This is a genomic window from Achromobacter xylosoxidans (assembly GCF_002192695.1).
Classification (GTDB): domain Bacteria; phylum Pseudomonadota; class Gammaproteobacteria; order Burkholderiales; family Burkholderiaceae_B; genus Achromobacter; species Achromobacter xylosoxidans_C.
The window spans coordinates 110,971-135,092 of sequence record NZ_MTLG01000110.1 but is presented as its reverse complement, the minus strand read 5'-3'; the positions used below and the strand labels follow the sequence as shown (position 1 = coordinate 135,092).

Below are 24,122 nucleotides of genomic sequence, written 5' to 3'. Positions count from 1 at the left end.
ATACAAAAGGGACGGCATGCGCCGTCCCTTTGTTTTTTCCGGCGCATGCGCGCCGGATCCATGGACCTCAATCCGCCAGCAAGGCCCCGGCGAACTCGTCGGCCACGAAGGGCTGCAGGTCTTCCAGGCTTTCGCCCACGCCGATCCAGTACACGGGGATCGGGCGCACGCCCTGGCTGCCCGCGGCCACGGCGGCCAGCGTGCCACCCTTGGCGGTGCCGTCCAGCTTGGTCACGACCAGGCCGGTCAGATTGATGGCCGCGTCGAAGGCGCGGATCTGCGCCAGGGCGTTCTGGCCGGTATTGCCGTCCACCACCAGCAGCACCTCGTGCGGCGCGGCGGCATCCGCCTTGCCGATGACGCGGCGGATCTTCTTCAGCTCTTCCATCAGGTGCAGCTGCGTGGGCAGGCGGCCCGCGGTATCCACCATCACCACGCCCATGCCGCGCGCGCGGCCGGCGTTGACGGCATCGAACGCGACAGCCGCCGGATCGCCGCCGTCCTGCGAGATCACCGTCACGTTGTTGCGGCTGCCCCATTCGATGAGCTGCTCGCGCGCGGCGGCGCGGAACGTGTCGCCGGCGGCCAGCAGCACGCTGGCGCCCTGGCGCTGGAAGGTGTGGGCCAGCTTGCCGATGGACGTGGTCTTGCCGGCGCCGTTGACGCCCGCGATCATGACGACCAGGGGTTGCGTGCGCTTCGGGTCGAAGGCGCGCTCCAGCGGGCGCAGGTGGTCGGCCAGCAGTTGGCGCAAGGCCGCCTTCACCTTGGCCGGATCCTCGATGCGTTCCTTCTTGACCCGGGCGCGCAGCGCGGTCAGGAGCTTTTCGGTGGCCTCCAGGCCCGCATCGGCCATAATGAGCGCCGATTCGAGTTCCTCGAACAGGTTCTCGTCGACCTTCACGCCGACGAAGATGCCGCCTATGCTCTGGCCCGTGCGCGACAGGCCTTGCTTCAAGCGCGACAGCCAGGAAGCCTTCTTGGGGGCTTCGGCGGCGGGTTCGACGGCGGGCGCGGGCGCCGCAACCGGCGCGGGAGCGGCGATCGGAGCAGGCGTTGCCACCACCGGCGCTGTCGCCGCGACAGAAGCGGGAGCCAATGCCGGGGCCGGGGCCGGGGCCGGCGCTGGTGCCGGAACAGGCGCTGGTGCCGATACGGTGGCAGGTGCCGGCGCAAACGCTGCGGGCGCAACCGGCGCAGGCGTCACGGCCGGCGCCTCATGCGGCGCAGCAACTGGCGCCACAACCGGCGTTGCAGCCGGTGCGGCAGCGGCCGGCTCGATGCTCGGTTCGCGGCGCGGTTCGGCGGCCACTGGCGCTGGCGGCGCGGGCGTGACCGGGACGGCGGCGGGCTCGGCAGGCGCGGCTACGGCGTCTGCGGCCTCCGGCGGCGGCGCGGGTTGGACCGGCGCGGCGGGCGGAGGGGATTTTTTCTTGAAGAAGCGGCTAAACATGGGTAACAAGTATATTCGTATCGTCGGGGGCCAATACAGACGCACCCCCATTGCCGTGCCCGACGTGGAGACGCTGCGCCCCACGCCCGACCGGGTGCGCGAGACGCTGTTCAACTGGCTCAATCACCTGTGGGGCGGCGAGTTCGCCGACAAGCAGGTGCTGGATCTGTTCGCCGGCAGCGGCGCCCTGGGGTTCGAGGCGGCCTCGCGCGGCGTGGCGCATGTGCAGATGGTCGAGCGGGACAAGACCGCCGCGTCCGCGCTGCGGACACTGCGCGACAAGCTCAAAGCCGACATGATACGCATCCACGTGGGCGACGCCATGCAGGTCGCTGAACGCATGGATGCGTCCCGATTTGACCTGATCCTGCTGGATCCGCCCTTCGGCCAGGGCTGGCTGCCGCGCCTGTGGCCGATTCTGCCGGGCATTCTGACCGAGCATGGGCTAGTCTACGTAGAGGCGGAAAATCCCATCGAAGCCCCCGAAGGATTCACGATCTTGCGGCAGGACAAGGCAGGCGCGGTCCACTACCACCTGCTGGAATTTGCTGCATTGCGCAAATAGGTCAATAATCCGAGCTTCGGAGGATGGTGTACACCACTTATAACGGTACGGAGCTCGTATGATCACCGCTGTATATCCCGGCACTTTCGACCCGCTGACCAGAGGCCACGAGGACCTGGTCCGCCGTGCCGCCACGCTTTTCGACAAAGTCGTGGTTGGGATCGCCATTAGCCGCAACAAGAAGCCTTTCTTCAGCATCGACGAGCGCGTGGAAATCGCGCGCGAAGTGCTGGGCCACTATCCCAACGTGGAAGTGCAAAGCTTCGGCGGCCTGCTCAAGGACTTCGTGCGCGACCAGGGCGGCCGCGTGATCGTGCGCGGCCTGCGCGCCGTGTCCGACTTCGAGTACGAATTCCAGATGGCCGGCATGAACCGCCATCTGCTGCCCGACGTCGAAACGCTGTTCATGACGCCCTCGGACCAGTACCAGTTCATCTCCGGCACCATCGTGCGCGAAATCGCGCAGCTGGGCGGCGACGTGAGCAAGTTCGTCTTCCCGTCCGTCGAGCGCTGGCTCCAGGAAAAGGCCAAGGAACGCCGCGAACAGTCCTGGCCGGGCTGAGCCCCGCCGCAGGTATTGCTCCACCCTCGAAGGGCGCGCAGAGCGCCCTTCTTGCGCTGCGCGGCCCGGGCGCGCAGCGGCAGTACAATGCGTGTAGCCCTACCCGCCCCATACCGTAGCCCGCCATGGCCCTGACCATCACCGAAGAATGCATCAATTGCGACGTTTGCGAGCCCCAGTGCCCGAACGAAGCAATCTCCATGGGCGAGGACTATTACGTCATCGACCCTGACCGGTGCACCGAATGCGTCGGCCACCACGACGAGCCGCAATGCAAAGTGGTGTGCCCCGTGGAATGCATCGAGCTTCATCCGCAATGGAATGAAGGCCAGGAACAGCTCATGGCCAAGTACCGTCGCCTGACCGGTGCCGCATGAGCGACGCCGCGCAGTCCAGCATCGACCTCCCTCCTGCCCGCCACCACGCCCGCCGCGACCTGTCCGCATCGGCCATCGCCGCCGGCCTGGTCGCCGTGCTGGTCAGCTTTGGCGGCACCGCCGTGCTGATGGTGCAGGCAGGCCATACCGCGGGCCTGGACTCCGCCCACATCGGCTCCTGGATCGGCTCGCTCAGCCTGGCGTTCGGCCTGGGCGGCGCCGTTTACAGCCTGCGCACGGGCCTGCCCATCGTCATGGCCTGGTCCACCCCCGGCGCGGCCCTGCTGGTTACCGCGCTGGCCGGGGTTCCCTTCAACGAAGCCATCGGCGCCTTCATCCTGGCCGCCGCGCTGACGCTGGCCTGCGGCCTGTTCGGCTGGATCGATCCCATCCTGCGCCGCATCCCCGGCGAAATCGCCGCGGCCATGCTGGCGGGCGTGTTGCTCAATTTCGGCATGGGCGTCTTCAGCAACATCAAGCAGCAGCCCGCGCTGGTGCTGGCGATGTGCGCCGCCTATCTGCTGTGCCGGCGCTGGGCGCCGCGCTACGCGGTGCTGGTCGTCATGCTGGTGGCCATCGCCATCGCCTTCGGCCTGAACCTGATCCAGCTGGACCTGCTGGACTGGCGCCTCACCGAATTCGTCTGGACCACGCCCGCCTTCAGCGCGCAGGCCGCGGTCAGCCTGGGCATTCCGCTATTCGTCGTCGCGATGGCCTCGCAGAACCTGCCCGGCCTGGCCATCCTGCAGGCCGCCGGCTACCAGCCGCCCGCCTCGCGCCTGGTGGCGGCCACCGGCCTGCTGGGCCTGCTGGCCGCGCCCTTCGGCGCGCACAGCGTCACGATGGGCGCCATCAGCGCGGCCATCTGCACCGGCCCCGAAGCGCATGCGGACCCGTCCAAGCGCTACATCGCCGCCGCCACCTACGGCCTGGGCTATGTCGTGCTGAGCGTGGTTGCCGGCGCCGTGGCGGTGTTCTTCCAGGCCCTGCCCGCCGCCTTGCTGGCCGCGCTGGCCGGGCTGGCGCTGCTGGGCACCATCATGGGCGGCATGGCCGCGGCCATGGCCAACCCGCAACGCCGCGAAGCCGCGCTCATCACGCTGCTGGCCACGGCATCGGGCTTCAGTTTCTGGGGTATCGGATCGGCCTTCTGGGGCCTGATGGCGGGCCTGCTGGCCCACGCGGCCTTCGAATTCAAGCGCTCTGGCGCGCAGGCCTGAGCGGCCCTCGCGCGCCCTGCCCGTTCAGGCCGGCCAGGCGGCCACGGGCGTGTCGGGATGCACCTTCATGATGCGGCAAGGCACCTGCACGAAATTGGAAATCCAGGCCGCGGCCAGTTCCCCTTCGTCGATCACGTCGATCACCTGCTCGCCCACCTTCATGCTGTAGCGCACGCTGTCGTCGTCTTCGATGACGTCCAGCGGAATATCCATGCGCAGCATGCCGGGCGCCTTCAGCACCAGATAACCCAGCCGCAGCTCGACCGCGACCTCGGCCAACTTCGGACACAGGGCGCGGTTCAGCCACTGCCCGGAATCGTTGGCGACCAGCCATTGCCGGTGATAGCCAGCGGCCTCGGCCTGCATGGTGGCGCCGCACTCGGCCACGGGTTGGAAGTTCTCGGCGTTCATTTGCCCAGCAGTCCCTTCAAAGCCTTGTCGACGGCCGCGCCGCCCTTGCCCTTGCCCGTCACCGCTTCGCGCAGCTTGTTTTCCAGGCTGCGCTGGAGAATGCCGCCGATGGCGTCCTTCCAGAGCACGGTGTAGGTGGGCTTGTCGAACGGCCCCTTGACGTGCACGGGAATGGTCACGTCCTTGAGGTCGATCAGTTCCTTGCCTTCCGGATCGGCAGCCGGATTGACGACGCGGGCGCGCGCCACCAAGTCCAGCTCGCTCTTGACGAAGTCGATGGTGGCCGGTTCGCCCTGCGTCACGCGCAGCAGGGGCGACACCACGTTCAGGCGCTTGACCGCGGCCACGCCCTTGGTGAAGGCCAGGTCGGCGTCCATCTCGGAGAATGCCGTCTGCTTGCTGGTGTCGGAGGCCACGGTCTCGTTCTGCGATTCCGGCTTGAAGGCGGCCTTCAGCTCGCGCAGCGTCTGCGTCAGGTTGATGCCCTTGACCGCGCCGTCGCGCAGGCGCAGTTGCAGGGTGCCGCCCAGGCCGCTCTTCATGGCGTAGGCATTGGCGCCGGCCGTCTTCAGGTCCAGCGCAAGGCTGCCCGTGCCGCTCAGCACGTTCTGGCGCGCCAGGTCCATCAGGAACGGTTCAATGGCGATGCCGGCCAGCGACATCTTGGTGGCCAGCTGGTTGCCCTGAGCGGCGTCCACCGACAAGGTGCCCGCCAGCTTGCCGCCGTAAAGCCCAGCCGTCAGGCTGGAGATGTCCAGCTTGCCCTTGTCCAGCTTGACCGCGGCGCCGACGTCGTCGGCCTTCAGGCCGCGCACGACCAGCTTGCCGACCTTGATCGTGCCGTTGACGCTGGGGCCGATCAGCGCCGATAGGTCGATCGTATCGTCGGCGGGCTTGGCGGGAGCGGGAGCGGGAGCCGGAGCCGGAGCAGCGGCCGGTTGCGCCGGCTTGCCGTCTTCCTTCTTGGCTTCGGCAGGCTGCTTGGGAGCGGGCTGCGCGGGCGTTGCCGCGGCGGGCGGCACCAGCTTGTCCAGGTCCAGCGTATCCACCAGCAGCGCGAAACTCACCTTCGGCGAATCGCTCAGCTTGGTGATGTCCGCGCTCAGGTCGAACTTGCCGCCTTCCAGCACCGCGTTGATCTTGCTGGTGGCCTGATCTTTCAGCAGGTCCGCGGTCACGCTGCCGATCACGGGGATCTGCAGGCTGCCCTTGGGCAGCCCGGGATCGGTGATGTTGACGTCGCCGCGCAGGCCGGACAGGCCTCCGCTGCGCTGCAGCAGGTTCAGGGACAGCGGCGAGGCGAAGTTCAGTTTGACGATCCGTTCGCCATTCTTGGACGTGCTGTCCAGCTTGGCTTCCTTGATGTCCAGTTCACCGGCGTTGCCGCTGATGCCGTTCAGGCCAAAGCTCGCGTCCAGGCCGCTGATGCGCACGCGGCCCGTCAACGCTTCACCCGTGGCCGACGCCGGCGAGATGTTGAGCGCCGGTGCGTCCACGGCGAATTCGAAGGGACCGTCCGCCACGCCGCCCTTGGCTCGTATCGCCAGTTTCTCGATCTGCAGCTGGCTCTTGTGCGGGTCGATCGCCAGCTTGGGGATGGCCACGCTGGCATCCACATTGGTCGCGCGTGCAGCGGGATCGGTGACGTCGCCCTGGAACACGACTTCCAGGCCAGCGATGTCCAGCGCCGACTTCTGGCCATTGAAGGCCAGATTGCCGCGCATCGCCAGGCTCTTGGCCTCGGCGCCCGGCAGCTTGCCGTCCATGCGCAGGTCCAGCTTCTGCGCGGCGTAACGCTTGGCCGACGGGTCCAGCGTCAGTAGCGCCTGGCCGGTCAGATTGGCGTCCACGCGCGGATTGCCACCCTCGACGCGCGCGGTCATGCGCACATCGAACGGCTGATTGAAAGTGACGCGGCCGGTGTTGGCGTTGATCTTGGTGACCGCCACCGCCATGCCCGTGATGGCGTCCTGCAGTTGCACCTGGCCGTCCTTCAGGTCCAGCCCGGCGATGTCGATCTGCATGTTGTTGCGCGGCTGCGGCAGATTGCCGTTGGCGATGGCCTGCACTGCGCTCTGCGCCGCGCCCGCCAAGGCTTCGGCGGGATTGGCCGGCGCCGCCGTGACCGGCGCGATGCCGCCCACGAGGTTGCTGAAATTGAAATGGCCTTGCTTGTCCCGCACCACGCGGGCCTTGAAACCGGTGATGGCGACGTGGTCGACGACGAAGCTGTTGGACAGCAGCGGCCATACGGCAACCGCCAGCCTGGTGCTGTCGATGGAGGCGAAGGTTTCGGAGCTATTCGGCTCGGACAGCGACACGCCCTGGACCGACAGCCCGATGCGCGGAAAGAGCGACAGCTCGATCTCGCCGTCGATCGTCAACGTGCGTTGATAGCGTTGCTGGACAAGCTCTTCCAGCTTGTACTTGTACGCGTTGGGGTCGAATGTCAGCAAGAAGATGGCCAGGCCAACGACGGCCACGACAACCAACACTACCAGGCCTATCAAAATGCGCTTGAACCACGTTTTCATTGCTGCCCCGTCGGTACCTCGACTGGAAATCCTTGAATGCCGTCCGCGGCGCCAGGCGCGCGGAAGGTGCTTTAGCGGCGGAAAACCGCCCGGCCTATGTAGCCACGGCCTTTCAGGGCGTGCCCGTTCTCCTGCCGAGCCTGGGGCTACGGCGCCAAAAATGGGGATCTGCCAAGGAAAGCCTGATGAAGACGCCAGCTAGACCAGCGTACAGATAGCGCTATCGTAACAAATCAAGCCGGCTTCGCGCGGAAAGCCAGGCAAAACCGCGCAAATTCAGCACTCTTGCCCCCGGGCTCCGTGCCTCGAAATCCGGCCTCGGACCTGACAACTTTCTGTCTCGGGGATTGTAGGGCTAGAATGATTGATACATCAATCATTGATAGATCCAGCAATGTCCGCCCCCACTACAGGCACCCCGCACTCGCCCGGCCAGGTGCTTCCCTTTCGCCAGACCCTGCTCGCCATGCTGGGCATGTGCTTCGTCATGATGATGGTCGCCATCGATCAGACCGTGGTCGGCACCGCGCTTCCGACCATTGTGGCCGAACTCAAGGGCTTCGAACTGTATGCATGGGTAGCCACGTCTTACCTGCTGACCTCCGTCATCACAGTGCCCATCTTCGGCCGCCTGGGCGACTACTACGGGCGCAAACCGTTCGTGGTGGCGGCCATCGTGCTGTTCACCCTCGCCTCGGTGCTGTGCGGCGCCGCCGACAGCATGTTCACGCTGGTCCTGGCGCGCGCGCTGCAAGGCATAGGCGGCGGCATGCTGGTGGGCACGGCGTTCGCCTCCATCCCCGACCTGTTTCCCGATCCCCATGTACGGCTGCGCTGGCAAGTCATGCTCAGCTCCGCCTTCGGCATCGCCAACGCGGTGGGGCCGACCCTGGGCGGCGCGCTGACGGAGCACTATGGCTGGCGCTCGGTGTTCTACGTCAACCTGCCCATCGGCATCCTCGGCCTCTGGTTCGTCGGACGCTATCTGCCGCACCTGCGCAATCACACGACCGGCCGCGTGCGGCTGGACTGGCAGGGCGCGTTGCTCATCGCGCTGGCGCTGGGCAGCCTGCAACTGCTGGTCGAATTGCTGCCCAAGGAAGGGCTGAGCGGGCCCATCATGTTGCTGGGCGTGGGCAGCGCGGTCGCCTTCGCCGTCCTGCTCTGGTGGGAACGGCGCTGTCCGCACCCGCTGCTGCCGCTGGACATGTTCCGCAACCGCGGCCTGGCCATGCTCTTCACGCTGGCCCTGCTGGTGGGCGTGACCATGTACTCGCTGCTGTTCTACGCGCCGCTGCTGCTGCAGGGCGGCTTCGGGCTGTCGCCCCAGGATGCCGGCCTGCTCATCACCCCCATGGTGGTCTTCATCACCGTGGGCAGCATCATCAACGGCCGCGTCATCACCCGCATCCGCAATCCCAACCGCATGCTGTACGCGGGCTTCATCCTGATGGCGTTCTCGTGCCTGGGCATTGTTACCACCCATAGCTATACGTCACATGCGCTCATCGCCGCATACATGCTGATGGCCGGCCTGGGCATGGGCTTCATCATGCCCAACCTGACGGTCTTCGCGCAGCAGACTGCCGGCCGCAGCCACCTGGGCATCGCCACCGCGCTGCTGCAATCGCTGCGCATGATAGGCGGCATGCTGGGCACGGCGATCGTCGGCACCATGGTCAGCCATAGCTACTTCAGCGGCGTCGAGTCCACTCTGCGCGGCGCTTCCGCCCGCTGGCTGCCCGAGCTCAACGATCCCCAGATGCTGGTCAATCCCGAGGCCCAGACGCAGTTCCTGGCACAATTGGCGCATCAAGGTCAGGACGGAACCTCGCTGATCGAGATCGCGCGCGTCGCGCTCGTCGGCGCCATCCACGAAGGACAGCTCATCGCCCTGGTGGTTGCGGTGTTCGCGCTCTGGTGCGTGCGGCGCGTGCCGCCGGTCCAGTTGATCCGCCCCTCCAAACCAGAGCCGGCCGGCGTCGGAGAATAGCTTTTGCCCAAACAACAACAAGGCTTGCAGGTCATCCAGCACATGGGACAAGCCTACCGCGGCATGCAGAGCGCATTCAGCAGCACGGTCGGCCACGCCCTGCCCCGCTGGCGCATCCTGCTGGCGCTGCATGAATGCGGCCAATGCTCGCAGAAGCATCTGGCCGAACGCTGCCGGCTCGATCCCGCATCACTCACGCGGCAGCTGCAGGCCATGGAAAAAATGGGCTGGATCGCCCGCGCAGTGGATCCACAGGACAACCGCCTGACCAACGCCAGCCTCACGCCGGCCGGCCAGGCCGTGGTGGACGAGGCCCTGCCCAAACGGGCCGCCTTCTTCGAGGAGTCGCTCAAGGGATTGTCCGCCGCGGATATCGATACCTTGAATCGGGTGCTGAGCGTGCTGGAAACGAATTTCCTGCGGGCGGCAGTGGGCAAGACGCCGAACTAGAATCGACTGCGCCGCCATAAGAAGAGCGATATCAGCCCATAGAAAAACGCGATTCGCGAGGAGTCGCGATCATCCAGAATACAAGCCGTTCCCCGAAGCAAGAACAAAGAGACGGCAATGGATTCTGTATATCTGGTGGTCACCCTGGGCGCGGTCGTCGCAGGCTTCGTACAAGGCCTGTCGGGCTTTGCGTTCGGCCTGGTGGCGATGTCGTTCTGGGCCTGGGTGCTGGACCCGCGCCTGGCCGCGACGCTCGCGGTCTTCGGCGCCCTGGTCGGGCAGATCCTCGCCGCCATCACCGTGCGCCGCGGCTTCGACCTGCGGCGATTGCTGCCTTTCGTGATCGGCGGCCTGTTCGGCATTCCGCTGGGCGTGGCGCTGCTGCCGCGCCTGGACATGGACTGGTTCAAGACCATACTCGGCGCCTTGCTGGTGATCTGGTGCCCCGCCATGCTGTACGCCAGGAACCTGCCGAAGATCTCCACGGGCGGCCGCGCGGCCGACGCGGCCGTCGGCATGGCCGGCGGCGTGCTGGGCGGTATCGGCGGTTTCACGGGCACGCTGCCCACCTTGTGGTGCACGCTGCGCGGCTTCGACAAGGACGCGCAACGCGCCATCATCCAGAACTTCAACCTGTCCATGCTGCTGGTGACCATGGGCACGTATCTGGCAAGCGGCATCGTCACGCGCGCCATGCTGCCCATGTTCGCCATCGTCGCCGCCGCCATGCTGGTGCCTGTGCTGCTGGGCGCGAAGCTCTACATAGGCATCAGCGAGGCGCGCTTCCGGCAGATCGTGTTGGGGCTGCTGACTGCGTCCGGCGTTGCCTTGCTGGCATCGGCAGTGCCGCGGCTGCTTGAACGCGTGGCATAGTCCCGTCCGTAGCAACGACACAGACAGGCTATGCCCATGCATCCCGACCGCCACTACCAGGTCATCCAGGCCCATACCAGCGAATTCCCCAAACCCATGCGGGTGCGCAAGGGAGATCGCGTCGCCGTCGGCGAACGATACGATGGCCCCGAGGGCTGGCCCGACTGGTATCTCTGCACGCCTGCGGGCCAGGAAGCCGGTTTCGTGCCGGCGCAATTCCTGGACCGCCACGCCGACGGCAGCGCCACGCTGCTGGAGGATTTCACCAACAAGGAACTGGATGTCGCGCCGGGTGAATTGCTGCGCGGCGAACGCGAATTGAATGGCTGGGTTTGGGCGGTCAGGCTCATAGACGGCGAGGCGGGCTGGGTGCCGCTTGAAAACTTACGTCTGTGCGATCAAGCCATCTGCTGATGCAGTCCAACTCGGCCGCGACCGGTCATCCCGCTATTCACCGCGTTATTTGCGGCGAATAACCAGCCCATTCGCCGCAACCCGTCATGTTCTCGCCCTTCATGCCTTTCTCGCAAAGTCCTTCCGGAACGCGAGCGGCGCGTATTGCTCGGGATGCTTCACCATGAAAAACACCCCAAAGATCGGACCAAGGTCCGATCTTTGGGGTGCATGGAAAAACGTTCAGCTTCGCTTAGACGTTGAACAGGAAGTTCATCACGTCCCCATCCTGCACGATGTATTCCTTGCCTTCCGCGCGCATCTTGCCGGCTTCCTTGGCGCCCTGCTCACCCTTGTAGGTGATGAAGTCTTCGTAGGCGATGGTCTGGGCGCGGATGAAACCGCGCTCGAAGTCGGTGTGAATGACGCCGGCGGCCTGGGGCGCGGTGGCGCCGATCGGCACGGTCCAGGCGCGCACTTCCTTCACGCCTGCGGTGAAGTAGGTCTGCAGGCCCAGCAGCTTGAAGGCGGCGCGGATCAGGCGGTTCAGGCCGGGTTCTTCCATGCCCATGTCGGACAGGAAGGCCTGGCGGTCGGCGTCGTCGAGGTCAACGATTTCGGATTCAATGGCGGCGCAGATCGCGACCACGGGCGCATTGCGCGCGGCGGCGAATTCGGTCAGGCGGTCGAGCAGCGGATTGTTGGTGAAGCCGTCATCGGCCACGTTGCCCACGTACATCGCGCGCTTGGCGGTGATGAAGCAGAGCTGGGCGATGTCGGCCTTCTCTTCGGTCGTCAGGTCCAGCGCGCGGATCGGCTTGGCTTCGTTCAGTTGGGCGATGCACTTTTCCAGCACGGCCACGATGCGCTGCGATTCCTTGTCGCCCGAGCGTGCCGTCTTCTGGTGGCGCTGCAGGGCCTTTTCGGCGGTCTGCAGATCGGCCAGGGCCAGTTCGGTTTCGATGACTTCGATGTCGGCGATGGGATCGACCTTGCCGGCCACGTGGATCACGTTGGGATCCTCGAAGCAACGCACCACGTTGACGATGGCGTCGGTTTCGCGGATGTGCGAGAGGAACTGGTTGCCCAGGCCTTCGCCCTTGCTCGCGCCGGCGACCAGGCCCGCGATGTCGACGAATTCGACGGTGGCGGACAGGATGCGTTCGGGCTTGACGATTTCAGCCAGCTTCTGCAGGCGCGGATCCGGCACTTCGACCACACCGACGTTGGGTTCGATGGTGCAGAACGGGTAGTTCTCGGCGGCGATGCCGGCGCGGGTCAGAGCGTTGAAGAGGGTCGATTTGCCTACGTTGGGCAGGCCGACGATGCCGCATTGCAGAGCCATGGGAATCCTGTGTAAGTACGGTATTGATCGTTAACGTTCTAGTTTACCCCGGCCGGGCGCTCAAGCCCCGCCGGCCGGGCCGCCGTTGCGGCCCCGGTTAGGCTGCGGCGGCGGGAACCCAGCGCATGATGATCCAGATCATCAAAATGGGGCCGGCGTTGAAAATAGCGTGCAGCAGTATCGCCGCGCCGATTCCGCGGCGCACGCGCATCCAGCCCAGCACCAGGCCCGTGAGCCATTGCGGCAGCACCAGCAGGGGCAGCAGCCAGTACGGCGTCTTGCTGTAGACGAAGTTGGTCAGGTGCACTGCGGCGAAGGTCAGCGCGACCAGGTGGAACACCAGGCCGAAGTGCTTCAGGTAATAGCGCCGCCAGGTCGTGTCCCAACCCTGCAGCGGCTCGGCGCGCTGACGCGCGCCCCAGCAGGCCAGGATCACGAATGCGGCCAGCAGCAAGCCTGTCCAGACCTTGGGCCCCCACAGCACCACGGGCACCATTGCCGGAATCAGCCACAGCGCCTGCTTGGGGCGGCGCAGACCGTAGCGGAATAGTGTCTCTTCCACCAGCGGCGCCCAGATGACGGCGGTCAGCCAGGGGATGTTGGCGGGATCGAGCCGGTGCGTAACGCCGCCCAAGCCTGCGGCAGCCACCGCCACGGGTCCCAGCGCGAACAGGTTCACCACCCACAGCAGCGCGGCCCAGGCCAGCAGGCGCCCCGGTCCCAGGCCCGGCCACCAGTCGGCAACCAGCCCGCTGGCGCACGCGCGGCCCGGCAGGCGCGAAACGGGATGCGGATGGCGGATGAAGCGCCAGAAGTCTGCAATCTCGCTGCGAAAGCGCAGTTTTCCGCCGGATACCGATGCCGATTGCCGCAGGTCTGTCATCAGGCCTCGTTGCCGCTATGGAGTTGACGCGTCGCCAACGGAAAATCGCCGGCCAGCATCGCCGGCACCACGGCGCGGCAACGGTCGATCACCGCTTCGATCTCCTTCTGCTCTTCGCGGCGCGGCGGATGCAGCACGAAGTCCGCCACCTGCTGGGCCAGGCCCAGCGTGCGGGGATGGCCGATGCCGATGCGCAGGCGCCAGAAGTTCGGGCTGCCCAAAGCCGCCTGGATGTCCTTCAAGCCGTTGTGGCCGGCATGGCCGCCGCCCTGCTTCAGTTTCACCTGGCCGGGCATCAGGTCCAGTTCGTCGTGCAGCACCAGCACCTGCTCCGGCACCAGCTTATAGAAGCGGGCCAGCGCGCCGACCGCCTGGCCGGAACGGTTCATGTAGGTGTTGGGCTTCAGCAGCAGCACGTTGTCCGCGCCCAGGCGGGACTTGGCCACCATGCCGAAAAAGGACTTCTCCAGCGCAAAAGAAGCGCGCAAATCGTCCGCCAGGTGGTCGGCCAGCCAGAAGCCGGCGTTGTGCCGGGTGGTTTCGTAGTCGGGGCCGGGATTACCCAGTCCCACGATGAGGCGTATAGGAGTAGACATGATGGGGGTGTTTAAACCAAAAAACCCTGCGCATGCAAATGCACACGCAGGGTTTCGGGTACCAGCCGTGGAAAGCCCGAGGGCTTTCCGGCAGGACTTAGGCGGCCGGAGCTTCGGCAGTGCCTTCGTCGGCGGCAGCGCCGCCCTTGACCACGGCCGTGGCGGCCAGCAGCGGGTTGGCGTCGCCGCCGTGGGGGACGTAGGTCACGCCCTTGGGCAGCTTGATGTCGGCCAGGTGGACCGATGCGCCAGGCAGCAGGTCCTTCAGGTCCACTTCGATGAACTGGGGCAGCGCTGCCGGCAGGCAGGTGACTTCCAGTTCGGTCAGGACGTGGCTGATGATGGCGCCGCCCAGCTTCACGGCCGGCGAGACTTCAGCGTTGATGAAGTGGAACGGGACCTTGGTGTGCAGGGCCTGGTTGGCGTCCACGCGCTGGAAGTCCACGTGCAGGACTTGCGGCTTGTAGGCGTGCCATTGAACCGAACGCAGCAGGACTTGCTCTTCCTTGGCTGCGCCTTCCAGCGCCATTTGCAGGATCGACGCGTGGAATTCTTCCTTGCGCAGGGCGTGGTAGATCTCGTTGTGGTCGAGTTCGATGTTCAGGGGGGCAGCCGTACCGCCATAAACGATGGCGGGAACGCGGCCCGCGCGGCGCAGGCGGCGGCTCGCACTCGAACCCTGGACGCTACGCGCAGTGGCATTGAATTTCATGGAAAACTCCAAAAACAATAAATGGCGAAGAGGCTTCGCCGATTAGTGCACGGCACGCGAAATGCGCGCCGTGTTTGTTGCGCCTTGCCGCGACCAGCAAGGCGCAAAACTCTGTATCCGGACTACCCGTCCGAGGGATGCCGCGTCTTAATCGACGAACAGCGAGCTGACCGATTCCGCGTTCGAGATACGCAGGATGGTCTCGCCCAGCAGCGCGGCGCACGACAGCTGGCGGATCTTGCCGCTGGCCTGGCCTTGCTCGGAGAGCGGAATGGTGTCGGTGACGACCAGTTCGTCCAGTTCCGACGCTTCGATGCGGTCGATGGCGCCGCCCGACAGCACGGGGTGCGTGCAATAGGCGTAAACGGCGCCGGCGCCGCGGTCCTTCAGGGCCTGGGCCGCCTTGCACAGCGTGCCGGCGGTGTCGACCATGTCGTCCATGATGATGCAGGTGCGGCCGTCGACTTCACCGATGATGTTCATCACTTCCGACACGTTGGCGCGCGGACGGCGCTTGTCGATGATGGCCAGATCGGCTTCCAGCTGCTTGGCCAGCGCGCGGGCCCGCACCACGCCGCCGATGTCCGGGGACACGACGACCAGGTTCGAGAAATTGCGGCGCCAGATGTCGCCCAGCAGGATCGGACCCGCGTAGATGTTGTCCACGGGGATATCGAAGAAACCCTGGATCTGGTCAGCGTGCAGGTCCATCGTCAGGACGCGGTCGACGCCAGCCACTTGCAGCATGTTGGCCACGACCTTGGCCGAGATGGCCACGCGCGCCGAGCGCGGGCGGCGGTCCTGGCGGGCATAGCCGAAATAGGGAATGGCGGCGGTGATGCGGCCAGCGGAAGCGCGGCGCAGGGCATCGACCATCACCATGATTTCCATCAGGTTGTCGTTGGTGGGGGCACAGGTGGGCTGCAGGACGAAGACGTCCTTGCCGCGCACATTCTCGTTGATCTCGACCATCACTTCGCCGTCCGAGAAGCGACCGACGGTCATCTTGCCCAGGGACATATCGAGGTGGTTGACTACGTCCACGGCCAGCCGAGTGTTGGCGGTGCCCGTGAAAATCATGAAGCTATCGTTTGCCATGATGGATGATGCGATGGTCGTTTTAAGACACTAACGAGGTGATGCGAGGTGATGCACCAGCGGACCCGGAAAATAAAAAAGCTGCTGAACCCGGGCCAGTGTCTTACAGGCGTGTTCAACAGCTTTTTTATGTATTCGGTTGGCTGGGGAGGAAGGATTCGAACCTTCGCATGCCGGAATCAAAATCCGGTGCCTTAACCAGCTTGGCGACTCCCCAACTATCTTGCAATCCAATTCCGCAACGGATGTTCAGCTAACCCAGTACATGCCTGCACTAACCGAAACCGTGGATGCGTTTGGCTGAATGTTTTATCAGCGCCGCGCATTGTAGCGGATATTTCTGCTTCTGCCAAAACGGCTTCGGAGAGTTCGGAAAATTCGGCGAATAAACACGCACCAGATCCCGACATGCGAACCGGGGTTCCACGAAGGATTCCCTGTTCAGCAAGCCACCGCGATGCCCCAAGCACTTCTGGGTAAAGACGGTAGACCACCGGCTCCAAATCATTCCTGCCGAAGCGGGAAGTAGGCGAAGCAAGAAAGACCGCTATTGTGGTGGAAGAAGAATCTCTTGTCAAATCGGGTGCGGAAAATATTTGTGGCGTGGGCACGCTGGCATCCGGCTGCGCCACCAGATACGCGCGATCCGGCAGCGCCACCGCCGTCAGATCTTCGCCTATACCCTGGGCGAATGCGGACTGGCCGAAGACGAATACGGGCACATCGGCGCCCAGCGGCAAGGCCAGCTCCATGAGTTCGCGCCGCGACAGCCCCGTGCCCCACAGCCGGTTCAGAGCGATCAGCACCGTGGCGGCGTCGCTCGAGCCGCCGCCCAGGCCGCCGCCCTGCGGAATGCGCTTTTCCAGGCCGATCTGCACGCCCTGCTTCGTGCCCGTGGCCCGCTGCAGCGCATGCGCCGCGCGCAAGGTCAGATCCTGCTCTTCGGGCACGCCCGGCAGCTCCGTGGCGCGGCTGATGACGCCATCGGCGCGCACGTCGAAGTGCAGCGTGTCGCACAGGTCGATGAAGCGGAAAACGGTCTGCAGCAGATGGTAGCCGTCGGCGCGGCGGCCCACGACGTGCAGGAACAGATTCAGCTTGGCGGGAGCGGGTACGTCGTAGAGAGTCACGGCTGGGCGAAAAAAAAGCGGTCGCCCGATTTTACCGGGCGACCGCCAGTTCCGGGCCGAGGCGGCCCATTGTTCAAGGCTGGTTGACGACCAGGCGCAACATGATGCGGCGGCCCGGCTCCTGCCGCTCCAGCACCAGCAATTGGGGACCCAGCGTGTCGTAGCGCGACAGCCGCGCGCGCCAGCCGCCCTGTTCGAATGCCGCCGGGCGACCCAGTTCGTCGCGCGACACTTCGGTGGCTTCAGGCGTGGCGGCCAGCTTGCCGCGCAGCCAATCGCGCAGTCCGGACACCGGCATGCTGCTGCCCAGCGCCTCCGCTGCCAGCGCATCGGGGTTGTCGGCGACCAGGCGGGTGCCGTCGGCCTTGGTCAGGCTAGCCGCGCCGGGCCGGCCTTCCACGCGCGCCTCGGTCGAGCCCAGGGGATTGGTCAGGTCCAGCACGTAGTGGCGGCCGTCGTCCGACCACGAGAAGCCGCCCTGCACGGCATTCTGCTTGCCGCTTTCCTCGTTGACGGTGATGGCGAAGCGGCCGATGCGCGAGAACGCGTCGGCGCTGGCGCCTTCGATCGGCTTGGGCGTGGTGCAGGCCGCCAGCGTCGCCGCCAGCAATGCCATCAGGAACCAGCGCAGCGGCGCGGCAGCGCCGGACACACGTTGGAATACTGCCGTCACAGGCTGATCCCCAGGCGCTTGGCCACGTCCTGAACGGTCTTGTTCTTGGGATCCTTGGCCACGGCCGCGCGCAGCAGCTCGATGGCCTGGTCGCGCTTGCCCTGGGTCCAGAGAACTTCAGCCAGGTGGGCTGCGATGTCGGCCTCCGGACGCACGCTGTAAGCGCGGCGCAGATAGTCGGCGGCGGCCGCGGAATCGCCCATGCGGTACTTGACCCAGCCCATGCTGTCGAGGATGAACGGATCGTTGGGCGCGAGCTCCAGCGCCTGCGTGATCAGATCCAGGGCCTCGGGCAGGCGCTGGTTGTGATCGGCCAGCGTATAGCCCAGCGCGTTGTAGGCATGCGCATGATCCGGGTCCAGCGCGATGACCTGCCGCAGCATGCGTTCCAGGTCGGCCAGACGGTTCTGGCGCTCGTACAGCATGGCCAGTTCGTACTTGATCTCGACCGTGTCGGGCAGCGCCTGATCGGCCGCTTCCAGCACCGACACCGCCTGCTGCACGCGGTCGGCGTCGCGCAGGATCTGGGCCTTGGTCAGCACGCCCAGCGTGCGCTCTTCCTCGTCCTGGGGACCGGCGGCGTCGATCATGGCCAGCGCGTCGTCGATGCGGCCGCTCTTGGCGCGCAAGGCGGCCTGGCGCATGCGCACCGAGTAGCGCAGCGTGGGATCGTCGATGCGGCCCAGCTCGGCGATGGCGTCGTCGTAGTGGCCCTGGTCTTCGGCAATGCGGGCCAGCAGCACATGGGCGTCGGCCGCGGCGGCGCCGGCGTCGGTTGCGCCCGGGACGGTCGCGCGCTGGCGTTGCTGCTGCACGTCCAGATACTGCTGCAACAGGCTCTTGGCCTGAGGGAGCTGTCCAGCCTTGTAGGCCAGCTGCGCCTGCATGAACAAGAGGTCGAAATCTTCCGGCGAGCGGCGCGACATGGCCTGCAATTCAGCCAGCGCGCCGTTGTAGTCGCCGCTGTCGGCCAACTGGCCTGCCAGCATCAGGCGCACCTTGCGGGCGTTGGGATTGCGGGCGATGTAGGCGCGCGCCTCGGTCTGCGCGCGCTGCGGGTCCACCTTGTAGCCGTACTCCAGCACGCGCAAGGCGGCGGGTTCCGACTTGGGATCCGCGGCCAGCGCCGCGCGCGACTCCTGCGCGGCGCGGGTGTAGTCGCCCGAGGCGGAAGCCACGTCCGCCAGCGCCAAGTGCGCGGCCGGCAGCTTGCGCACGCTGTCGCTCAGCGATTCGTCGAGGATGCGCAGGGCCAGGCGGCGGTCGTTCAGGCGGCTCAGCACGGCCAGGGCCTGGCCGATGGCGGCCGGCTTGTCGCGCGAGGAATCGATGCGGTTGCGCAAGGCCTGCGACAGGCCCTTGGTCTGGCCGTTGGCGGCGGCCAGCGCCAGCTCGGTGGAACTGGCCTCGACGTCGTTGGGAGACAGGCGCGCCCAGACCCGGGCGGCGTCCAGGGCGCCGGGCAGGTTGCCGCCAGCCAGTTGGAACTCGAGGGCGCGGCGGGCCAGGCGTGGATCGCCGGTATCCCGCGCCAGGCCCAGCATGGTGGTAGCCGCCGAGCCGTACATGCCGCGCTGCGCGGCGATCTCGGAGGCGAGCACGCGATAAAAGATATCGGCGGTCAGCGAGACGTAGGGCAACTGCCCGGGGCGCAGCCGGATGACTTCGGTTTCAGGGTGGCGGCTCTGGGGCGCCATCCGAGGCCCGGTCGCGTCGCGCGTCCGGCTGTCGGCGGCCTGGGCCGGTGGGGTCAGTATTGCTGCCAGCGCAAGCGCTAGCGCGGCGATCCCGATATTTATAGGTTTGAAAGACGACTTCACGCGGCCCGTCCGGTTGATGGCACAATCTTCGTACACGCAATTAACGATCTTACACTGGCTCATGCCGGAACTGCCTGAAGTCGAAACCACGCGTCGGGGAATCGACGCCGTCATCACCGGCCGGACGCTGACGCGGCTGGTCGTCCATGAATCCCGCATGCGCTGGCCCATCCCGCCGGATCTGCCGTCGCTGATCGCCGGCCGCGCCGTGCTGGAATGCGCGCGGCGGGGCAAGTACCTGCTGCTGCGGTTCGAGCACGGCACCCAGATCGTGCATCTGGGCATGTCGGGGTCGCTGCGCAGCGTCGCCCCCGGCGAATTCCTGCGCAAGCACGACCATGTCGAATGGATCTTCGAGGAAGCGGTGCTGCGCCTGCATGACCCGCGGCGCTTCGGTGCGGTGCTGTGGCACCCCGGATCCGATGGTCCCGTGGATACCCATCCCCTGCTGGCCAAGCTGGGCATCGAACCCTTCGACCCGCGTTTCGACGGCGCCTGGCTGCACCGCCACTTCAAGAATCACAGCGCCGCCGTCAAGCAGGTGCTGCTGGCGGGCATGGCGGTGGTGGGCGTGGGCAATATCTATGCGTCGGAAAGCCTGTTCCGCGCCCGCATCAATCCCAAGACGCCGGCCAACAAGCTGTCGCCCGCCCGCTGCGAGCGCCTGGCCGACATGGTGCGCGCCACCCTGGCCGACGCCCTGACCTCGGGCGGCAGCACCCTGCGCGACTACGTCGGGGCCACCGGCGAACCGGGCGCCTACTTCGAGATCCATGCCGCCGTCTACGAACGCGAGGGCCAGCCCTGCCGGGTCTGCGCCACCCCGATACGGCGCCTCGTCCAGGGGCAGCGCGCCACCTACTACTGCCCGAAATGCCAAAGGAATTGACCGCTGCCGCCCCGAAAATCCGCGGGAAATCCCTGTAAAAACAAGGCCATTTGTTTATAGCAAACGTATTGCACGAAAACTAACGCCGGGCTATATTTCTTCCACACACCCTATTCCTATAAAAGTGGAAGGAGCCTCCATGAGCAAGCAATTCGCCTCGCACGCCGATCTGGACGACAAGGTCGTCTCGTTCGAAAAACTGTCCGACAACGCCTATGCCTACACGGCCGAGGGCGATCCCAATACGGGCGTGATCATCGGCGACGAGGCCGTCATGGTGGTCGACACCCAGGCCACCCCGGTCATGGCGCAAGACGTGATCCGCCGCATCCGCGAAGTCACGGACAAGCCCATCAAGTACATCCTGCTGTCGCACTACCACGCCGTGCGCGTGTTCGGCGCGTCCGCCTACGACGCCCAGGAAATCCTGGCCAGCCGGGATACCTACGACCTGATCGCCGAACGCGGCGAACAGGACAAGGCCAGCGAAATCGGCCGCTTCCCCCGCTTGTTCCGCAACGCCGAATCGATTCCGCCTGGCCTGGTCTGGCCGACGATGACGTTCAAGGGCGAAATGACCGTCAACCTGGGCAACCTGGAAGTCAAGCTGCTGCAAGTGGGCCGCGGCCACACCAAGGGCGACACCATCGCCTGGCTGCCCGAGCAGAAGATCCTGTTCGCCGGCGACCTGGTCGAATACCAGTCCACCCCCTATTGCGGCGACGCCTATTTCCGCGACTGGCCCAGCACGCTGGACGCGCTGTCCAGCTTCGAAGCGGAAAAAATGGTCCCGGGCCGCGGCCCCGCGCTGAAGAACGCCACCGAAGTCCGCCAAGGCCTGGCCGGCACGCGCGCTTTCCTGACCGACCTGTACGGCGCGGTGAACCGGGGCGTGGCCGAAGGCAAGGACCTGAAGACCATCTACCGCGAGGTCTACGACTTCATGAAGCCGCGCTACAGCGACTGGGTGATCTTCGACCACTGCATGCCGTTCGACGTGTCGCGCGCCTATGACGAGGCCACCGGCTACACCCACCCGCGCATCTGGACCGACAAGCGCGACCTGGAGATGTGGGCGCAGCTGGAAGGCTGATCCCCGGCGGGCCGCCAACGGCCCATCCAAGCACCAACCGGAATCGCGCGCCGCCAGGCGGCGCGCGGCTTCGTGACATAAAAACAATATGACCCACACAGGAGACAACCGTGGGAGACATCGACTTTCAGGCGATGGAGTTCGCCTATGAAAAGCACGCCGACCAGGCCGCCAGCGAGCTGGCGCGCCATCAGGTGGTGGTGGTGGGCGCGGGCCCGGTCGGCCTGACCACCGCGCTGGATCTGGCCCGCCAGGGCGTGCGCGTGGTGGTGCTGGACGACGACTTCCGCCTGTCGACCGGCTCCCGCGCCATCTGTTTCTCCAAGCGCACGCTGGAAATCTGGGACCGCCTGGGCGTGGGCCAGCGCATGATAGACAAGGGCGTGTCGTGGAACGTGGGCAAGGTCTTCTTCCGCGAGCAGGAAGTCTGGCGCTTTGATCTGCTGCCCGAGCCCGGCCATCGCCGCCCGGCCTTCATCAACCTGCAGCAGTACTACGCCGAAGGCTATCTGTACGAGCAGGCGCGCCAGGAACCCAATATCGACCTGCGCTGGAAGAACAAAGTCGCGGGCGTGGAACAGCGCGACGACGGCGTGGTCCTGAACGTGGAAACGCCCGACGGCGCCTATGCGCTGCATGCCGACTGGCTCATCGCCTGCGACGGCGCGCGTTCGCCGGTACGCAAGCTGATCGGCCAGGAAAGCCATGGCCGCATCTTCCGCGACCGCTTCCTGATCGCCGACGTCAAGATGCAGGCGGACTTCCCGACGGAGCGCTGGTTCTGGTTCGACCCGCCCTTCCATCCCAACCAGTCCGTGCTGCTGCACCGCCAGCCCGACAACGTCTGGCGCATCGATTTCCAATTGGGCTGGAACGCCGACCCGGTCGAGGCCGTCAAGCCCGAAAACGTGCTGCCGCGCATCCGCGCCCTGCTGGGCCCCGACGCGCGCTTCGAGCTGGAATGGGTCAGCGTCTACACCTTTGCGTGCGAACGCATGGACAAGTTCCGCCATGGCCGCGTCGTGTTCGCGGGAGACTCCGCCCACCGCGTGTCGCCGTTCGGCGCCCGCGGCGCCAACAGCGGCGTGCAGGACGCGGAAAACCTGGCCTGGAAGCTGAAACTGGTGCTGGCCGGCCACGCGCCCGAGACGCTGATCGACAGCTACGCCGCCGAACGCGAGTACGCCGCCGACGAGAACATCCTGAATTCGTCGCGCGCGACCGACTTCATCACGCCCAAGAGCGACATCAGCCGCAGCTTCCGCAACGCGGTGCTGAACCTGGCCAAGACCCATCCCTTTGCGCGCTCGCTGGTCAACAGCGGCCGCCTGTCGCTGCCCGCGACCTACGCCGGCTCGCCGCTGAACACGCCGGACACGGACGCCTTCAGCGGCCGCATGGTGCCGGGCGCGGTAGCGCTGGATGCTCCCGTGAACGCGCAGGATTGGTGGCTGGCGCAGCTGGACGGCGAATTCGTGCTGGCCCTGTTCTGCGGCGACGCCCTGCCCGACCGCGACACGCTGCTTGCCCTGCAGGCCCTGCGCACGGCGCCGGTGCCGGTCAAGGCCGTACTGGTGGCCAGCCTGCAGTGCGATCTGTCCGCGCTGCCCAAGGAGCTCGCTTCTGTCACGGACCGCGAAGGCTGCCTGGGCAAGCGCTACGACGCGCAGGCCGGCACCGCCTACCTCATCCGCCCCGACCAGCACGTCTGCGGCCGCTGGCGCGCCTTCAACGCCGCCGCCGTCGCCGCAGCAGTCGGCCGCGCCACGGGCCGCGCCTGAACTTCGAGATCACTCCATCATGCTGATTACCGAAACCAACCTGGTCTCGCCGGACGACTTCTACGAAGCCCTGATCGAGACCCACCGCGACCTCACCAACGAACAAAGCCAGGAACTCAACGCGGCGCTGATCCTGCTGCTGGCCAACCACCTGGGCGACATGGAGGTGCTGCGCGAGGCCCTGCTCCAGGCGCGCGCTTCCGTGGCGCCGTAAACCTGTTCACGCCCCCACCGCGAACGTATTCACGATCAACGCGCGCAGCCATTGGTTGCCGCTATCCCGGTCCACCCGGCGCTGCCAGTACATATTGGTCTGCAGCGCCGGCACTCGTATCGGCGGCGTCATGTAGCGCAGGCCGAACGGCGGCGCGGCGCTGGCGGCGAGTTTCTCGGGCACAGTGGCCAGCAGATCGGTCGCGCTGACGATGTACGGCACGGCCGAAAAGTGCGGCACGCTGAAATGCTCGGCCAGATCCACGCCCGCGCGCTCCATGGACTGATTCACCTGCCCGTAGGGCGCGGCGCGCGACACGATGAGATGACGCTCGGCCCGGAACGCCTTCAGGCCCATGCCGGCGTGCGCCGTCGGATGCGCCTGCCGGAACAGGGTCGCGTAGCCCTGGCGGAACAGCATGCGCTGCAGCGAGCCCGCCCCCATTTCATCGAATGCGCCGATCGCCAGATCCACCCGCCCGGTTTCCATTTCCCGCGGCAGATCCGGCCCTTGCACCCGCACCGAATCGATGCGCACCAGCGGCGCCACCTGCACGCACACTTCCATCAGCCGCGGCATGAAGTGGATCTCGCCCACGTCCGTCATCGCCACCCGGAAGCGGCGCGTGCTGGTCGCGGCGTCGAACACATCCTGGTCCTTCAGGGCCTGCGACAGCATGGTCAGCGCCTCGCTGACCGGGCCCGCCAGGCGCTGCGCGCGCGGCGTGGGCAGCATGCCCTGCGCCGTGCGCACGAACAGGTCGTCGCCAAATGCTTCCCGCAAGCGCCGCAGCGCGTTGCTGACCGCGGGTTGCGACAAGTCCATGCGCCGCGCCACGGCCGACAGATTGCGGTCCTCCAGCAGGTGCTGGAACAGCAGCAGCAGATTCAGATCGACATCGCGCAACTCGGCCATGCGCACCCCCCTACTATTCACAAAATTTATAGTCTCTATTTTTGCATTCCCGTAGCCGCAGCGGGAGTTTTTTCCGACAATGGCATATCGGCCTCCCGGACACCTTCCGTACCGGCCAACCGCAGCAGGCCGCGCGGCCAAG

General features: G+C 66.1%; 24 protein-coding genes and 1 tRNA gene. 12 read left to right on the top strand and 13 right to left on the bottom strand.

Annotation, left to right across the window (positions count from 1 at the left end; translation table 11 throughout):
• Nucleotides 1–67: 67 nt before the first annotated feature.
• Nucleotides 68–1,099, bottom strand: coding sequence for a signal recognition particle-docking protein FtsY (gene ftsY / locus BRO63_RS26410; RefSeq protein ID WP_373557801.1), 1,032 nt, complete (start codon nucleotides 1,097–1,099; stop codon nucleotides 68–70).
• A 352-nt stretch (nucleotides 1,100–1,451) separates the two neighbouring features.
• Between ftsY and rsmD the strand changes: the two genes are divergently transcribed.
• From rsmD to BRO63_RS26390, 4 genes are all read left to right on the top strand, one after another.
• Nucleotides 1,452–2,018 carry a 16S rRNA (guanine(966)-N(2))-methyltransferase RsmD gene (rsmD, locus tag BRO63_RS26405; RefSeq protein ID WP_059371359.1) on the top strand — a complete coding sequence of 189 codons (567 nt, stop codon included), beginning with the start codon at nucleotides 1,452–1,454 and terminating at the stop codon, nucleotides 2,016–2,018.
• 58 nt (nucleotides 2,019–2,076) lie between these two features.
• Entirely contained in the window at nucleotides 2,077–2,580 is a 504-nt protein-coding gene (gene coaD / locus BRO63_RS26400) for a pantetheine-phosphate adenylyltransferase (protein WP_013396175.1), read from the top strand.
• Between the two features lie 125 nt (nucleotides 2,581–2,705).
• The gene (locus BRO63_RS26395) at nucleotides 2,706–2,957 is read left to right on the top strand and encodes a YfhL family 4Fe-4S dicluster ferredoxin (protein ID WP_042795127.1); all 252 of its coding nucleotides are present in this window, start codon (nucleotides 2,706–2,708) and stop codon (nucleotides 2,955–2,957) included.
• Nucleotides 2,954–4,177, top strand: a complete 1,224-nt coding sequence (locus BRO63_RS26390; RefSeq protein ID WP_179215222.1) for a benzoate/H(+) symporter BenE family transporter — start codon at nucleotides 2,954–2,956, stop codon at nucleotides 4,175–4,177. The genes BRO63_RS26395 and BRO63_RS26390 overlap by 4 nt, the downstream gene beginning before the upstream one ends.
• Before the next feature lie 24 nt (nucleotides 4,178–4,201).
• Here BRO63_RS26390 and BRO63_RS26385 read toward each other — a convergent pair whose 3' ends face one another.
• Together BRO63_RS26385 and BRO63_RS26380 are read right to left on the bottom strand one after the other, a co-directional pair.
• Complete coding sequence (locus BRO63_RS26385) at nucleotides 4,202–4,588, bottom strand: MOSC N-terminal beta barrel domain-containing protein (protein ID WP_088142624.1); 387 nt, start codon at nucleotides 4,586–4,588, stop codon at nucleotides 4,202–4,204.
• Complete coding sequence (locus BRO63_RS26380; RefSeq protein ID WP_088142623.1) at nucleotides 4,585–7,122, bottom strand: AsmA family protein; 2,538 nt, start codon at nucleotides 7,120–7,122, stop codon at nucleotides 4,585–4,587. The genes BRO63_RS26385 and BRO63_RS26380 overlap by 4 nt, the downstream gene beginning before the upstream one ends.
• A gap of 394 nt (nucleotides 7,123–7,516) precedes the next feature.
• On the opposite strand from BRO63_RS26380, the gene BRO63_RS26375 reads away from it, so the two are divergent.
• The 4 genes from BRO63_RS26375 (at nucleotide 7,517) to BRO63_RS26360 (ending at nucleotide 10,852) form a co-directional block, all read left to right on the top strand.
• Nucleotides 7,517–9,115: an MDR family MFS transporter gene (locus tag BRO63_RS26375; protein ID WP_088142622.1), complete on the top strand. Its 1,599-nt coding sequence runs from the start codon at nucleotides 7,517–7,519 to the stop codon at nucleotides 9,113–9,115.
• Nucleotides 9,116–9,118: 3 nt separating this feature from the next.
• A complete protein-coding gene (locus tag BRO63_RS26370; RefSeq protein ID WP_088142621.1) occupies nucleotides 9,119–9,565 on the top strand; it encodes a MarR family winged helix-turn-helix transcriptional regulator in 447 nt (148 codons plus the stop codon).
• Between the two features lie 117 nt (nucleotides 9,566–9,682).
• A complete protein-coding gene (locus BRO63_RS26365; protein ID WP_088142620.1) occupies nucleotides 9,683–10,438 on the top strand; it encodes a sulfite exporter TauE/SafE family protein in 756 nt (251 codons plus the stop codon).
• Nucleotides 10,439–10,474: 36 nt separating this feature from the next.
• Entirely contained in the window at nucleotides 10,475–10,852 is a 378-nt protein-coding gene (locus tag BRO63_RS26360; protein ID WP_088142619.1) for an SH3 domain-containing protein, read from the top strand.
• Nucleotides 10,853–11,084: 232 nt separating this feature from the next.
• On the opposite strand, the gene ychF is transcribed toward BRO63_RS26360, so the two are convergent.
• The 9 genes from ychF to BRO63_RS26315 form a co-directional block, all read right to left on the bottom strand.
• A complete protein-coding gene (gene ychF, locus BRO63_RS26355) occupies nucleotides 11,085–12,176 on the bottom strand; it encodes a redox-regulated ATPase YchF (RefSeq protein ID WP_088142618.1) in 1,092 nt (363 codons plus the stop codon).
• Nucleotides 12,177–12,273: 97 nt separating this feature from the next.
• Nucleotides 12,274–13,059 carry a CPBP family glutamic-type intramembrane protease gene (locus BRO63_RS26350; protein WP_088142617.1) on the bottom strand — a complete coding sequence of 262 codons (786 nt, stop codon included), beginning with the start codon at nucleotides 13,057–13,059 and terminating at the stop codon, nucleotides 12,274–12,276.
• Nucleotides 13,059–13,655: an aminoacyl-tRNA hydrolase gene (pth, locus tag BRO63_RS26345; RefSeq protein ID WP_054451950.1), complete on the bottom strand. Its 597-nt coding sequence runs from the start codon at nucleotides 13,653–13,655 to the stop codon at nucleotides 13,059–13,061. Before pth ends, BRO63_RS26350 begins: the two co-directional genes overlap by 1 nt.
• A 97-nt stretch (nucleotides 13,656–13,752) precedes the next feature.
• Nucleotides 13,753–14,367, bottom strand: a complete 615-nt coding sequence (locus BRO63_RS26340) for a 50S ribosomal protein L25/general stress protein Ctc (protein WP_088142616.1) — start codon at nucleotides 14,365–14,367, stop codon at nucleotides 13,753–13,755.
• Between the two features lie 147 nt (nucleotides 14,368–14,514).
• Nucleotides 14,515–15,465, bottom strand: coding sequence for a ribose-phosphate pyrophosphokinase (locus BRO63_RS26335; protein ID WP_006227587.1), 951 nt, complete (start codon nucleotides 15,463–15,465; stop codon nucleotides 14,515–14,517).
• Nucleotides 15,466–15,605: 140 nt separating this feature from the next.
• Nucleotides 15,606–15,682 (bottom strand) — tRNA-Gln (locus tag BRO63_RS26330).
• A 1-nt stretch (nucleotide 15,683) separates the two neighbouring features.
• Nucleotides 15,684–16,595 (bottom strand): 4-(cytidine 5'-diphospho)-2-C-methyl-D-erythritol kinase, encoded by a 912-nt coding sequence (gene ispE, locus BRO63_RS26325; RefSeq protein WP_088142615.1) that lies wholly within the window; start codon nucleotides 16,593–16,595, stop codon nucleotides 15,684–15,686.
• A gap of 73 nt (nucleotides 16,596–16,668) precedes the next feature.
• Nucleotides 16,669–17,211 carry a lipoprotein insertase outer membrane protein LolB gene (gene lolB, locus BRO63_RS26320; protein ID WP_088142796.1) on the bottom strand — a complete coding sequence of 181 codons (543 nt, stop codon included), beginning with the start codon at nucleotides 17,209–17,211 and terminating at the stop codon, nucleotides 16,669–16,671.
• Between the two features lie 53 nt (nucleotides 17,212–17,264).
• The gene (locus BRO63_RS26315; RefSeq protein ID WP_088142614.1) at nucleotides 17,265–19,151 is read right to left on the bottom strand and encodes a tetratricopeptide repeat protein; all 1,887 of its coding nucleotides are present in this window, start codon (nucleotides 19,149–19,151) and stop codon (nucleotides 17,265–17,267) included.
• Between BRO63_RS26315 and mutM the strand changes: the two genes are divergently transcribed.
• The 4 genes from mutM (at nucleotide 19,150) to BRO63_RS26295 (ending at nucleotide 23,065) form a co-directional block, all read left to right on the top strand.
• A complete protein-coding gene (mutM, locus tag BRO63_RS26310) occupies nucleotides 19,150–19,977 on the top strand; it encodes a bifunctional DNA-formamidopyrimidine glycosylase/DNA-(apurinic or apyrimidinic site) lyase (protein ID WP_088142613.1) in 828 nt (275 codons plus the stop codon). The genes BRO63_RS26315 and mutM overlap by 2 nt on opposite strands.
• Nucleotides 19,978–20,116: 139 nt before the next feature.
• On the top strand, nucleotides 20,117–21,070 hold the full coding sequence (locus tag BRO63_RS26305) for an MBL fold metallo-hydrolase (RefSeq protein ID WP_088142612.1): 954 nt from the start codon (nucleotides 20,117–20,119) through the stop codon (nucleotides 21,068–21,070).
• A 110-nt stretch (nucleotides 21,071–21,180) separates the two neighbouring features.
• On the top strand, nucleotides 21,181–22,851 hold the full coding sequence (locus BRO63_RS26300; protein WP_088142611.1) for an FAD-dependent oxidoreductase: 1,671 nt from the start codon (nucleotides 21,181–21,183) through the stop codon (nucleotides 22,849–22,851).
• A gap of 19 nt (nucleotides 22,852–22,870) precedes the next feature.
• A complete protein-coding gene (locus BRO63_RS26295) occupies nucleotides 22,871–23,065 on the top strand; it encodes a DUF2783 domain-containing protein (RefSeq protein ID WP_088142610.1) in 195 nt (64 codons plus the stop codon).
• 6 nt (nucleotides 23,066–23,071) lie between these two features.
• Here the strand turns inward: BRO63_RS26295 and BRO63_RS26290 are convergent, their stop codons facing one another.
• The gene (locus BRO63_RS26290; protein WP_088142795.1) at nucleotides 23,072–23,980 is read right to left on the bottom strand and encodes a LysR family transcriptional regulator; all 909 of its coding nucleotides are present in this window, start codon (nucleotides 23,978–23,980) and stop codon (nucleotides 23,072–23,074) included.
• Nucleotides 23,981–24,122: the final 142 nt, after the last annotated feature.

Coding starts and splice junctions, on each gene's coding strand:
- rsmD (WP_059371359.1), top strand. CDS start 1,452: ATGGGTAACAAGTATATTCGTATCGTCGGGGGCCAATACAGACGCACC.
- BRO63_RS26390 (WP_179215222.1), top strand. CDS start 2,954: ATGAGCGACGCCGCGCAGTCCAGCATCGACCTCCCTCCTGCCCGCCAC.
- BRO63_RS26385 (WP_088142624.1), bottom strand. CDS start 4,588: ATGAACGCCGAGAACTTCCAACCCGTGGCCGAGTGCGGCGCCACCATG.
- BRO63_RS26295 (WP_088142610.1), top strand. CDS start 22,871: ATGCTGATTACCGAAACCAACCTGGTCTCGCCGGACGACTTCTACGAA.
- BRO63_RS26380 (WP_088142623.1), bottom strand. CDS start 7,122: ATGAAAACGTGGTTCAAGCGCATTTTGATAGGCCTGGTAGTGTTGGTT.
- BRO63_RS26395 (WP_042795127.1), top strand. CDS start 2,706: ATGGCCCTGACCATCACCGAAGAATGCATCAATTGCGACGTTTGCGAG.
- BRO63_RS26340 (WP_088142616.1), bottom strand. CDS start 14,367: ATGAAATTCAATGCCACTGCGCGTAGCGTCCAGGGTTCGAGTGCGAGC.
- coaD (WP_013396175.1), top strand. CDS start 2,077: ATGATCACCGCTGTATATCCCGGCACTTTCGACCCGCTGACCAGAGGC.
- BRO63_RS26365 (WP_088142620.1), top strand. CDS start 9,683: ATGGATTCTGTATATCTGGTGGTCACCCTGGGCGCGGTCGTCGCAGGC.
- BRO63_RS26360 (WP_088142619.1), top strand. CDS start 10,475: ATGCATCCCGACCGCCACTACCAGGTCATCCAGGCCCATACCAGCGAA.
- BRO63_RS26350 (WP_088142617.1), bottom strand. CDS start 13,059: ATGACAGACCTGCGGCAATCGGCATCGGTATCCGGCGGAAAACTGCGC.
- BRO63_RS26290 (WP_088142795.1), bottom strand. CDS start 23,980: ATGGCCGAGTTGCGCGATGTCGATCTGAATCTGCTGCTGCTGTTCCAG.
- BRO63_RS26335 (WP_006227587.1), bottom strand. CDS start 15,465: ATGGCAAACGATAGCTTCATGATTTTCACGGGCACCGCCAACACTCGG.
- pth (WP_054451950.1), bottom strand. CDS start 13,655: ATGTCTACTCCTATACGCCTCATCGTGGGACTGGGTAATCCCGGCCCC.
- BRO63_RS26315 (WP_088142614.1), bottom strand. CDS start 19,151: ATGAGCCAGTGTAAGATCGTTAATTGCGTGTACGAAGATTGTGCCATC.
- BRO63_RS26305 (WP_088142612.1), top strand. CDS start 20,117: ATGAGCAAGCAATTCGCCTCGCACGCCGATCTGGACGACAAGGTCGTC.
- lolB (WP_088142796.1), bottom strand. CDS start 17,211: ATGGCATTGCTGGCGGCGACGCTGGCGGCCTGCACCACGCCCAAGCCG.
- ychF (WP_088142618.1), bottom strand. CDS start 12,176: ATGGCTCTGCAATGCGGCATCGTCGGCCTGCCCAACGTAGGCAAATCG.
- mutM (WP_088142613.1), top strand. CDS start 19,150: ATGCCGGAACTGCCTGAAGTCGAAACCACGCGTCGGGGAATCGACGCC.
- BRO63_RS26375 (WP_088142622.1), top strand. CDS start 7,517: ATGTCCGCCCCCACTACAGGCACCCCGCACTCGCCCGGCCAGGTGCTT.